The sequence below is a fragment of the Ferrovibrio sp. genome (assembly GCF_025869515.1).
GTDB lineage: Bacteria > Pseudomonadota > Alphaproteobacteria > Ferrovibrionales > Ferrovibrionaceae > Ferrovibrio.
The window spans coordinates 22,835-33,233 of the sequence record NZ_JAOZVR010000114.1 but is presented as its reverse complement, the minus strand read 5'-3'; the positions used below and the strand labels follow the sequence as shown (position 1 = coordinate 33,233).

The following is a 10,399-nucleotide window of genomic DNA, read 5'->3' as shown; positions in this document are numbered from 1 at the left end:
ATTCCGGGACCTTATCAGAGGGCGGCTATATCCGCCCCATCAGCAACAACACAATCACGATGATCAGAACGATGCCGATACCGCCGCTGGGGTAATATCCCCAGCTGCTGCTATAGGGCCAGCTTGGCACAGCACCGATCAGCAGGATGATCAGGATAATCAGCAGAATTGTACCAATACCCATATGGGCCTCCATCTATGGCTTAAAGTAGACAGTCATTAGAAAGAATGCGGCGCCGGGCATTGCACCGGCGCCGCTTTGATCAGGCCTTGCGGCCAAGCAGCAGCAGGACAAGCCCGCCGCAGGCCGCTGCGGCGCCGCCGACCAGATACCACATGGTATGGTCGCTATAACGTCCGGTGAGGGTTTCCGAGAGCTGCTCCATCGGCGCGTCGGAGGCATTCAGCCCGAAGATGAGCAGAATGACGCCGGCTGCGAGCGCAATCGCGCCCAGTACACGGCCCATTGGCATGGCAGCCCGCTCCTTACTTCACGACCAGGTCGTTGCGCACACTGCGCACACCCTGGACGCTGCGGGCAATCTGCTCGGCACGCGCCTTCGAAGCCGCGCTGTCGACGAAGCCGCTCAACTGCACACTGTCCTTGAAGGTTTCGACGCTGATCTGGCCGGCCTTGGTCACCGGATCCTTGACCAGCTCCGCCTTCACCTTGGTGGTGATAGCGGCGGAATCGATGTATTCGCCGGTCGATTCCTGTTTGGGTGTCGAACTGCAGGCCGAGACGGCAACAGCGCCGCCCAGCATGGCGACGACGGCGAGGCTGCGGGAAAACTGCGAGAGGGTCAACATGACGATGTCCTTTTCTATGTCGTGGTTGGGTAATGATGGAATCTGTAATCGGCCCGCCGACGGCTGATCAAACCGCCGGCGGCCGTGGCACCCCCGACAGTCCCCGTCGACGCATCAGCGCCAGGCGGGCTTGCCAAGGTTGATCTGGTCTTCATCGGTGAGGCCGCCGGCCGCGGCGCCCACGGCACCACCAATCAGCGCGCCACCGAGGGTGTTACCGGTCAGCGCACCGCCCGCCGCGCCCACGCCGGCACCGATGGCGCCACCCGACAGCGCGCGGTCGGACGTCGAGTTGCCACAAGCACCCAGCGAGGCGCTTGCGGCGGTCAGGGCAACGACAGCTGCCGCAGCCATCAGACGGTTCTTTGCTATATGGTTCATGGTCGCCTCCTTGGGACCCCAAAAGGCCCCGGTTCGGCAGACCGGCCCGCATTCGCACACCGCTCTGCACTGTGCGCATACAAACGGCCGCAAGGACCGATGGTTCCATTGCCAGAACGGAGCTGGCGGGCGAAACCGCCGGAAGACATGGGGATACAGGGCGTTGCGCTGCCAACGCGCCGCGCGATATCGCATAAATCTCACAAGACCTTTGCCGGTCGCCAGACGCACACGAAGTGCGGCTAAAGTGACTGCAACGCCTAGACGAAGAAATCGGGAATCAGGTCGGTTTCAGCCGTGCCGGGGTGACGATACCGTGCGAAATCCTTCAGACCGGCGCTGCGCAGCACATCGTCATCGATGAAGAAATTTCCAGTCGTTTCCTTCGCCGGACGCGTGAGAATCACATGCGCTGCATCGGCCATGATTTCGACCTTGCGGCATTTCTTGCGCAGCTCCGGCCCGGTGATCACATTCATCGCATCGGTATCGATTGCGGTGCGCGGCCACAGTGCATTGACGCCGACGCCCTTGCGGCGGAACTCGCCGGCCATGCCGAGCACGCACATGCTCATGCCGAATTTCGCCATCGTGTAGGCGACATGCGGCGCGAACCAGTGCTCTTTCATGTTCAGCGGCGGCGACAGGTTGAGGATATGGGGATTCTCAGCCTTCAGCAGATGCGGCAGACATTTCTGGCTGCACAGGTATGTGCCGCGCGTATTGATCTGGTGCATCAGGTCGTAACGCTTCATCGGGGTTTCCAGCGTGCCGGTCAGCGAGATGGCCGAAGCGTTGTTGATCAGGATATCGATGCCACCGAAAACCTCCACGGCCTGGGTGACGGCCGCTTCCACGATGGCCTCGTCGCGCACATCCACTACGATGGGCAACGCCTTGCCGCCGGCCTTTTCGATGGCCTCGGCGGCCGTGTAGATCGTGCCGGCCAGCTTGGGATGCGGTTCCACGGTCTTGGCGGCGACGACGATATTGGCACCGTCTTTTGCCGCCCGCAGGCCGATCGCCAGGCCAATGCCGCGGCTGGCGCCGGTGATGAACAGCGTCTTGCCCTTGAGCGACCCGGTCTTGATTGCCTCGGTCATGCCTGCCTCCCCTTATGTCGCGCCCTGCTGGCGCGTTTTCGCCAGTCTAGCGCCACTTCGGGGGCAGGGAAAAGCCGAGCCGCCTATTTCTTCCGGGCGGGGGCTTTGGCGGCGGTCCAGGTACCGCCGCTACGGGTGCATTGCTCGGCCGCATTGGGCGGCATGCCATCGTAGAAATAGGCCTTGATCATGGCGGTTTCCGGCACCTGGCTATCGACCTCGGGCGGCAGGCCCTGCATGCGGCGGATGTTGGCCTGGATGACGCGCAATGGCGTGGCGCAGATGCCGGCATAGGCGGCCGGGCATTTATCCAGCTGTTCGGATACGGTTCGGGCCGCCGGATCGCCCGCCGGGCGGCACATATTATTGATCGTGCTCTGCGGCATCTCGGTCACTTCATGGCATTGCACCATCTTCTGCCCGCCCATCGGCGTCATATCCAGTGTCTGCCGGCAGGCCTGGGCGAAGCCCGGCGCGGACAGCGTCAACAAGCCGAGGCCCAGCACCAGGGCCAGTGCGGAAACAGGTTTCATTATCATGCCTCAATAAACGATACAGCCCGGCGTTTGTGGCGCCGGGCCTGGAAAAAAAATGCAGCGTGAATGCGGTATTTGTAAGGCGCTGCCCTACTGGGCGGCCAGATCGGCAGCACTGCTGCGGCTGAATTCGAGCACACCGGCGGCATTCTGGCGACGCACCACCCGGCCTTGATGCATCAGATGATGCAGATGCGCCAGTGCCTCGCCGGCCGCCAGCGTCATGTGATCCTTGATATCGCGACGAAACAGCAGCGGCAACGTATCGATCACGGTATGCGGACGCTGCTGCAGAGCCACAAGCAGCGCCTCCAGCCGCACGGCATGATGCCGCTGCAGCATGCCGATACGCTGATGCAGACCGATGAAAGGATCGCCATGCGCCGGCAGCACCAGTGTGTCGGCCGGCAGATCACTGAATTTGGCAAAGGAGTCGAGATACTGCGTCAGCGGTCGCGCCTCCGGTTCGCCCGGATAGACACCGATATGCGGCGAGATGCGCGGCAGGACCTGATCGCCAGAGATCAGCAGATTGAGCACCGGACTGAACAGGCAGGCATGTTCGGGCGAATGGCCATTGCCGACAATAATCCGCCAGTCGTGATTACCGATGCGGATATCGTCGCCTTCATTGATACGATGGAACGCCCGCGGAATCGGCGTCACCGCCTTGGCGAAGTTGCCAAAGCCGCGCGCCTTCAGCGCATCGATCTGCGCCGCATCGAAACCGAGCCGCTGATAGAAGGCAATCACATCGGCCGGTACGTCGGGCATCTGCTCGAGTTCCAGCATGCGGCCGAAACTCCACTCGCCGAACGTCATCCACAATTCTGCATCGAACTTCTGCTGCAGCCAACCGGCCAGGCCGAGATGATCAGGATGGAAATGCGTGCAGAGGATGCGCGTGATCGGCTTGGCCTTGAGATGCTGCTCGACCACCTGGTCCCAAATCTTCTGCAGCCTGGATGACTTGAAGCCGGTATCGATCAGCGTCCAGCCTTCGGACTCTTCGATCAGCCACAGATTGATGTAGTCCAAGCCGGGGATCGGCACCGGCATGCGCAGCCACAGCACGCCTGGCCGCATCTCCATCACCTCGCCATCGCCGGGCCTGCCATCAAACGGATAGATCAGGCTGCCCTGGTCTGAAACGGCGGTGCCGTCGATGCCGGGAACGGTTTTGGACTCTGATGCCAGAGTCTGGGATGCGGGCACATCGGCCACGGGTCTGGTCCTGATTTTGTTATGGAGGCAAATCAAGCCACAGTCTGACGCTTACGTCTGCGTCAGACAAGGGTAAGCCTCGGACAGGGGAAGTCCAGCACTGACGTAACGTCAATGCTGGCTTCATATCCCTGAAATCAGGCGCGCAGCAGCTCTGGCGTCACCTCGGCCAGGCTGGCGCTGCCATCGGTGGCAGACCGGCACAGGCCGTCGACGCTGGTCAGCACCTGATCGGCAAACAGCCGCGCCGACACAATCTTGGCGGTGAAATACGGATCGGTGCCGCCCTTGGCGATCTCGGCTTTCGCCGCCAGCGCCTGGCGCGCCAGCAGCCAGCCACCGACCGTGGTGGCAAACGCCCGCAGATACGGCGTCGCGCCGGCCAGCGCTGCTTCCGGATTTTTCGCCAACTGGCCGCCGATCCACTGGCTCGCCTTGCCGAGCGACTTGAGCGCGCCATCCAGGTTGGCATGGATGGTTGCGAAGCTGTCGCCGGCTTTCGCAGTCTCTGTCACTGTCGCCGCAATCTGCGCGAACAGTGCCTTCACTGTCTCGCCGCCATTGAGCGGCAGCTTGCGCGTCACCAGGTCGATGGCCTGGATACCGTTGGTGCCTTCATAGATCGGCAGGATACGGGCATCGCGGTAATGCTGGGCCGCGCCGGTTTCCTCGATGAAGCCCATGCCGCCATGGATCTGCACGCCCATCGACGCCACTTCGCAGCCGATATCGGTGGCCCAGGCTTTCGACAGCGGCGTCAGCAGTTCCACCAGCGCCTTTGAGGCCTTGCGTTCGGCTTCATCGGGGTGGTGATGCGCACGGTCGATAGACGCGGCGTTCAGGTAGATCAGGCCGCGGCAGGCTTCGGTCAGGCTGCGCATCAGCATCAGCGTGCGGCGCACATCGGCATGCTCGATGATGGCCACATGCTGTTCGGCATTCATGCCGGGATGGCGGCCCTGCTTGCGCTGTTCCGCATAGTCCAAGGCCTGCTGGTAGGCACGTTCGGCAATCGCCAGGCCCTGGCAGCCCACCGAGAGGCGCGCGTTATTCATCATGGTGAACATGCAGCGCATGCCCTGGTTCTCGGCGCCGAGCAGAGTGCCGACGCAGTCGCCGTTGTCGCCGTAGCTCATCACGCAGGTCGGGCTGGCATGGATGCCAAGCTTGTGTTCCAGCGACACCACGCGCAGGTCGTTGCGCTTGCCGAACGACCCATCCTTGTTGACCAGCACTTTCGGCACGATGAACAGCGAAATGCCCTTGGTGCCGGCCGGTGCATCGGGCAGCCGCGCGAGCACCAGGTGGATGATGTTATCCGCCATGTCATGTTCGCCATAGGTGATGAAGATCTTGCTGCCGCTGATCCTGTAGGTGCCGTCGCCGACCGGCACCGCCTTGGATTTCAGCGCACCGACATCGGAGCCGGCCTGCGGCTCGGTCAGGTTCATCGAACCGGTCCATTCGCCCGACACCATCTTGGGCAGATACATCGCCTTCTGCTCATCGGTACCATGCGCCATGATCGCGTCGATCGCGCCCTGGGTCAGCAGCGGGCAGAGCGAGAAAGACAGGTTGGCCGCCTGCACCATTTCCTGCGCCGCCATGGTGACGGCCCAGGGCATCGCACCGCCGCCGAGTTCTTCCGGGAAGGGCATGCCGTTCCAGCCGCCCGCGACGAATTTCGTGTAAGCATCGGCAAAGCCCGGCGCGGTGCGTACCACGCCGTTTTCGGCCCTGGCACCATGCTGATCGCCGCCGCGGTTGAGCGGCGACAGCACCCCGGCGGCGAATTTGGCCGACTCTTCCAGCACGGCGACCACGGTTTCGGCTTCGGCATTCTCCAGACCCGGCAGCTGGGCCAGATCGGCCAGCCCGGCGATATGCTCGAGCGTGAAACGCATGTCTTTGACGGGGGCGACGTAGTCCATCTCGGTCTCCCTGACCACTGCTGTTCTAAAAGCGCAGGGATAATATGGTCCGGGATGGCTAGCAAGGCCAAGGCCCGCAGGCTAAAACTCGGCCAGATCAGGATTGGGCATGGTTGACGTAACGATTTCAGAGGCTGTCGAACGGCTGCGGCATGGCGATGTGGTCGCCATCCCGACCGAGACCGTCTACGGCCTTGCGGCCGATGCCACCGATGCGGAGGCCGTGGCGAAGATCTTCGCCGCCAAGGGCCGGCCCGATTTCAATCCCCTGATCTGTCATGTCGCCGACCCGGCGCAGCTTGATGCGCTGGTGACGGTGGACGACCGCGCCCGCAGACTGATCGCCGCCTTCTGGCCCGGGGCCCTCACCCTGGTGCTGCCGCGCCGTGCCGACTGCCCGGTGGCCCCGGCGGTGTCGGCCGGCCTGCCCTCGCTGGCCCTGCGCATGCCGGCGCATCCCGTCACCCGCGACCTGCTGGCTCGCATTGGCCGCCCGGTTGCCGCCCCGTCCGCCAACCGCTCCGGCCATGTCTCGCCCACCACGGCGCAGCATGTGCGCGACAGCCTGGGGCCCGAGATCGCCGTGCTGGATGGCGGGCCGTGCAACGTAGGCTTGGAGTCCACCGTGATCGGCCTGACCGGCGGCACCGCCACGTTGCTGCGGCCGGGTGGTATCGCGAGCGAAGACATCGAGGCCGTGCTGGGCGAGGCCCTCACACAGCCCGCCGATAAGGCATTACAGTCGCCCGGCATGCTGCTGAAACATTATGCGCCGCGCCTGCCGGTCCGCCTGAATGCTGCGGCGCCACATGGCCCACGCGAAGGTCTGCTCAGCTTCGGCAAGCCGCCGCCCGGCTATGCCACGGTGTTTCCGCTCAGCGAACGCGGCGACCTGGGCGAAGCCGCCGCCCGGCTCTATGCCGGCCTGCATGCACTGGATCATGTCGCAGGTCTGGATAGCATCGCGGTGATGCCGATTCCCCAGCAGGGCCTCGGTCTTGCCATCAACGACAGATTGACCCGCGCAGCCCGTGGACGTTAGCCGCCAGAGAGCTAAAATCACTGCCATGAACGCACCGCTCTCGACACCGCTTTCCGCCGCCCTGCTCGACCGCTTCAAGGACCTGGTCGGCCCGAAGGGCTGGGTCACCGATCCCGATATCCTGGCGCCGCATCTGCGCGAACAGCGGGATCTCTATGTCGGCAATTCGCCGATGCTGTTGCGCCCGGCCAATACCGCGGAAGTGGCAGCGATCATCAGGCTGGCGCGCGAGACGAAGACCAAGCTGGTGCCGCAGGGCGGCAATACCGGCCTGGTCGGCGGCAATATCCCTTTCATGAGCAACGACGAGATCATCCTGTCGCTGCAGCGCATGAACAGGATTCTCGCCATCGACCCGCTGAACGACACGATCACAGTGGAAGCCGGCTGCATCCTGCAGCAGGTGCAGCAGGCCGCCCGTGAGGTCGACCGCCTGTTCCCGCTCTCCATCGGTTCGGAAGGCAGCTGCACCATCGGCGGCAACCTGTCCACCAATGCCGGCGGCAATGCTGTGCTGCGCTACGGCAACACCCGCGAGCTGGCGCTCGGCCTGGAAGTGGTGCTGGCCGACGGGCAGATCTGGAACGGCCTGCGCGGCCTGCGCAAGGACAATACGGGCTATGCGCTGAAAGACCTGTTCATCGGCGGCGAAGGCACGCTGGGCATCATCACCGCCGCCGTGCTGAAATTGCATCCGCTGCCCAAGGCGATGGCGACCGCCTTCACCGCGATTCCCAGCCCGTCGGCGGCCATCGAACTGCTGGCGCTGTCCAAGGCCGCCACTGGCGGACAGGTGACCGGCTTCGAACTGATCTCGCGCCTCTCACTCGATTTCGCGCTCAGGCACAATCCGGGCACTGTCGACCCGGTGGCCGAACGGCACCCCTGGTATGTGCTGATGGAATTCTCGTCGGGTCGCGATGACGGCAATATCGGCGAGACCATGGAAGCCGTCCTGGCGGATGGCTTTGAGAAGGGCCTGGTGCTGGATGCGGCCATCGCACAGTCCGATACCCAGCGCGCCGCCTTCTGGAAGCTGCGCGAACTGCTGTCCAGTTCGCAGAAGCCCGAGGGCGGCTCGATCAAATGCGACATCTCGGTGCCGGTCTCCAGCCTGCCCGATTTCATCGAGCAGGCCAGCGCGGCTGTACTAGCGCTGCTGCCGGACTCGCGTGTCATCGCCTTCGGTCATATCGGCGACGGCAACGTGCATTTCAACCTGTCACAGCCGGTCGGCTGGGAGCGTACGGAATTCCTCAAGCACTGGGATGCGGTGCACCAGATCGTGCACGACATCGCCCATGGCATGCAGGGATCGATCTCGGCCGAACATGGCGTCGGCCGCATGAAGATCGACGAGATCGTGCACTACAAGTCGCCGGTCGAGATCGAGATGATGCGCAAAATCAAGCGCGCCTTCGATCCTGACAACATCCTCAATCCCGGCAAGGTAGTCTGGCCCTGAGGCCACAACCTTCAGGGCGCCGTCGTCACCGCCGGATTGGGCAGCAGCTTCTGTCCGACCAGTACCAGCACCAGGAGCGTGATGCCGACCGCGTCGCCGATCCAACCTGGCACCAGCGTCATCGCCAGTGCACCGGCGATCAGCATGGCGCGCTCATACTGGCGCAGATGGAAGCGGAAGAAGCCGTGCAGGCCGGCCGCCAGCATGGCGATGCCGATACAGGCCGAAACCGTCGCATGGATGATGTCCGGCCAGTCGCCGATCATCAGCAGGGCGGGCTGGAACACGAACATGAAGGGCACGATGAAACCGGCCGCTCCGATCTTCACGGCCGCCAGACCCGATTTCCACAGATCCGCCTTGGCCAGGCTGGCTGCCGCATAGACCGCCAGCGCCACCGGCGGCGTAATCGCCGACAGGATCGCGAAGTAGAAGGCGAACATATGCGCTGCCGGCTCCATCACCCCCAGCTTCATGATCGCCGGCACCATCAGCGACACCATGACGATATAGGCCGGCGTGGTGGGCATGCCCATGCCGAGGATGATGCCGGCCACGGCGGTGAGCACCAGTGCCAGCAGCAGGCTGTTCTGCGACAGGCCGACCAGCCAGTTGGTGAAGCTGATCCCGAGGCCGGTCAGGGTGATCGAGCCGATCACCAGGCCGGCGCAGGCGCAGGCCAGCGCCACGGCCAGCGTGTTGCGGGCACCGTCTTCGAGCGATTCGGGGATCAGGTTCCAGCGCAGTTCCTGCCGCGTGCTGGTGCGCAGGCAGGCGACCGGGAAACAGGCCAGCGTCCCGGCCAGCGCGCAGAGCGGCGCCGAATAACCCGCCATCATGCCGCCAAGAATGATGGCAACCGGGATAAACAGGTGGCCGCGCTCGCGCAGCACGATCAGCAGGCGTGGCACTTCATGCGCTGGCAGGCCGAGCAGGCCCTGGCGCTTGGCCTCGAAATGCACGGCGCCGAAACAGGCGACGTAATACAGCACGCTGGGGATCAGCGCCCAGGTCACCACCTGCAGGTAGCTGACCTGCAGGAATTCCGCCATCACGAAGGCGGCGGCGCCCATGATCGGCGGCATGATCTGGCCGCCGGTGGAGGCAACCGCCTCCACGCCGGCAGCGAAATGCTTGCTGAAGCCGGTGCGCTTCATCAGCGGAATGGTGATCGGTCCGTCGACCATCACATTGGCCACCGCCGAACCCGAGATGGTGCCGAACAGCGAGGATGACACCACCGAGACCTTGCCCGGCCCGCCGGCCTGCCGGCCCGTCAGCGCCAGCGCGAAATCCATGAACAGCTTGCCGGTACCAGTGCGCTCCATCACCGAACCGAACACCACGAAGATGGTGACGTAAGCCGCCGAAACCGCCAGCGTCGAGCCGAACACGCCTTCGGTGGTCATGTAGAGCTGGTCGAGCAGGGTGAGCGGGTCGACTTGGGTGACGAATAGCGCATGGCCCATGAAGACCAGCGCGGTGATCGGCAGGGCCCAGCCGATCACACGGCGGGTGGCATACAGCACAACGATCACCAGCGCCACGGCGGCCACGACATCGAGTGGTTTCAGGTCGTCGATATAGATGATTCGATTGATGAAATAATCGTAATCGAGAAACAGGTGGCCGAGCGCGAGCGCCCCGCCAGCAACGAACAGCGCGTCGAGCCAGATAAATCGGCGACGACCATCGGTCTGGACCACGAAGGGATACAGCAGATAGATCAGGGCGAGCGCAAACGACAGATGGATTCCGCGGAAGATCAGCGCTTCCGGCGGGCCCATGGCAATGACCCACATATGGTACAGCGCCATCGCCACGCCGATCGGCGCCACGATGCGCCCGATCAGGGTTCTGCCAATCATCACAACATCCCCGCCCTGTCTGAAAAAAAGCACGGCGTT

General features: G+C 63.6%; 11 protein-coding genes. 2 read left to right on the top strand and 9 right to left on the bottom strand.

The genetic code is table 11. From position 1 onward, the window contains the following. Positions 1-25: 25 nt before the first annotated feature. The 8 genes from OJJ21_RS20445 to OJJ21_RS20410 all read right to left on the bottom strand — a co-directional run bounded on the left by OJJ21_RS20445 (position 26) and on the right by OJJ21_RS20410 (position 5,985). Entirely contained in the window at positions 26-184 is a 159-nt protein-coding gene (locus tag OJJ21_RS20445; RefSeq protein WP_297689341.1) for a DUF3309 family protein, read from the bottom strand. 79 nt (positions 185-263) lie between these two features. After that, a complete protein-coding gene (locus tag OJJ21_RS20440) occupies positions 264-473 on the bottom strand; it encodes a DUF3185 family protein (RefSeq protein WP_297689339.1) in 210 nt (69 codons plus the stop codon). A gap of 13 nt (positions 474-486) precedes the next feature. Continuing rightward, positions 487-810, bottom strand: coding sequence for a BON domain-containing protein (locus OJJ21_RS20435; RefSeq protein WP_297689337.1), 324 nt, complete (start codon positions 808-810; stop codon positions 487-489). 114 nt (positions 811-924) lie between these two features. Continuing rightward, positions 925-1,191 (bottom strand): YMGG-like glycine zipper-containing protein, encoded by a 267-nt coding sequence (locus tag OJJ21_RS20430; protein WP_297689334.1) that lies wholly within the window; start codon positions 1,189-1,191, stop codon positions 925-927. Positions 1,192-1,451: 260 nt separating this feature from the next. Then, positions 1,452-2,294, bottom strand: coding sequence for an NAD(P)-dependent oxidoreductase (locus OJJ21_RS20425; RefSeq protein WP_297689332.1), 843 nt, complete (start codon positions 2,292-2,294; stop codon positions 1,452-1,454). Positions 2,295-2,377: 83 nt separating this feature from the next. Continuing rightward, a complete protein-coding gene (locus OJJ21_RS20420; RefSeq protein WP_297689330.1) occupies positions 2,378-2,827 on the bottom strand; it encodes a hypothetical protein in 450 nt (149 codons plus the stop codon). Between the two features lie 93 nt (positions 2,828-2,920). Then, positions 2,921-4,054, bottom strand: coding sequence for an MBL fold metallo-hydrolase (locus OJJ21_RS20415; protein ID WP_297689328.1), 1,134 nt, complete (start codon positions 4,052-4,054; stop codon positions 2,921-2,923). Positions 4,055-4,191: 137 nt separating this feature from the next. Beyond that, the gene (locus OJJ21_RS20410; RefSeq protein ID WP_297689326.1) at positions 4,192-5,985 is read right to left on the bottom strand and encodes an acyl-CoA dehydrogenase; all 1,794 of its coding nucleotides are present in this window, start codon (positions 5,983-5,985) and stop codon (positions 4,192-4,194) included. Positions 5,986-6,094: 109 nt separating this feature from the next. Between OJJ21_RS20410 and OJJ21_RS20405 the strand changes: the two genes are divergently transcribed. Together OJJ21_RS20405 and OJJ21_RS20400 are read left to right on the top strand one after the other, a co-directional pair. Next, a complete protein-coding gene (locus tag OJJ21_RS20405) occupies positions 6,095-7,027 on the top strand; it encodes an L-threonylcarbamoyladenylate synthase (protein ID WP_297689323.1) in 933 nt (310 codons plus the stop codon). A gap of 25 nt (positions 7,028-7,052) precedes the next feature. Continuing rightward, complete coding sequence (locus OJJ21_RS20400) at positions 7,053-8,492, top strand: FAD-binding oxidoreductase (protein WP_297689321.1); 1,440 nt, start codon at positions 7,053-7,055, stop codon at positions 8,490-8,492. 11 nt (positions 8,493-8,503) lie between these two features. On the opposite strand, the gene OJJ21_RS20395 is transcribed toward OJJ21_RS20400, so the two are convergent. After that, on the bottom strand, positions 8,504-10,360 hold the full coding sequence (locus OJJ21_RS20395; RefSeq protein WP_297689319.1) for a TRAP transporter fused permease subunit: 1,857 nt from the start codon (positions 10,358-10,360) through the stop codon (positions 8,504-8,506). Between the last annotated feature and the right edge of the window lie 39 nt (positions 10,361-10,399).

What these genes read in the sequence shown, in the direction of transcription:
- OJJ21_RS20405 (WP_297689323.1), top strand. Translation starts at nt 6,095, where the DNA reads ATGGTTGACGTAACGATTTCAGAGGCTGTCGAACGGCTGCGGCATGGC.
- OJJ21_RS20440 (WP_297689339.1), bottom strand. Translation starts at nt 473, where the DNA reads ATGCCAATGGGCCGTGTACTGGGCGCGATTGCGCTCGCAGCCGGCGTC.
- OJJ21_RS20420 (WP_297689330.1), bottom strand. Translation starts at nt 2,827, where the DNA reads ATGAAACCTGTTTCCGCACTGGCCCTGGTGCTGGGCCTCGGCTTGTTG.
- OJJ21_RS20400 (WP_297689321.1), top strand. Translation starts at nt 7,053, where the DNA reads ATGAACGCACCGCTCTCGACACCGCTTTCCGCCGCCCTGCTCGACCGC.
- OJJ21_RS20395 (WP_297689319.1), bottom strand. Translation starts at nt 10,360, where the DNA reads ATGATTGGCAGAACCCTGATCGGGCGCATCGTGGCGCCGATCGGCGTG.
- OJJ21_RS20430 (WP_297689334.1), bottom strand. Translation starts at nt 1,191, where the DNA reads ATGAACCATATAGCAAAGAACCGTCTGATGGCTGCGGCAGCTGTCGTT.
- OJJ21_RS20435 (WP_297689337.1), bottom strand. Translation starts at nt 810, where the DNA reads ATGTTGACCCTCTCGCAGTTTTCCCGCAGCCTCGCCGTCGTCGCCATG.
- OJJ21_RS20410 (WP_297689326.1), bottom strand. Translation starts at nt 5,985, where the DNA reads ATGGACTACGTCGCCCCCGTCAAAGACATGCGTTTCACGCTCGAGCAT.
- OJJ21_RS20445 (WP_297689341.1), bottom strand. Translation starts at nt 184, where the DNA reads ATGGGTATTGGTACAATTCTGCTGATTATCCTGATCATCCTGCTGATC.
- OJJ21_RS20425 (WP_297689332.1), bottom strand. Translation starts at nt 2,294, where the DNA reads ATGACCGAGGCAATCAAGACCGGGTCGCTCAAGGGCAAGACGCTGTTC.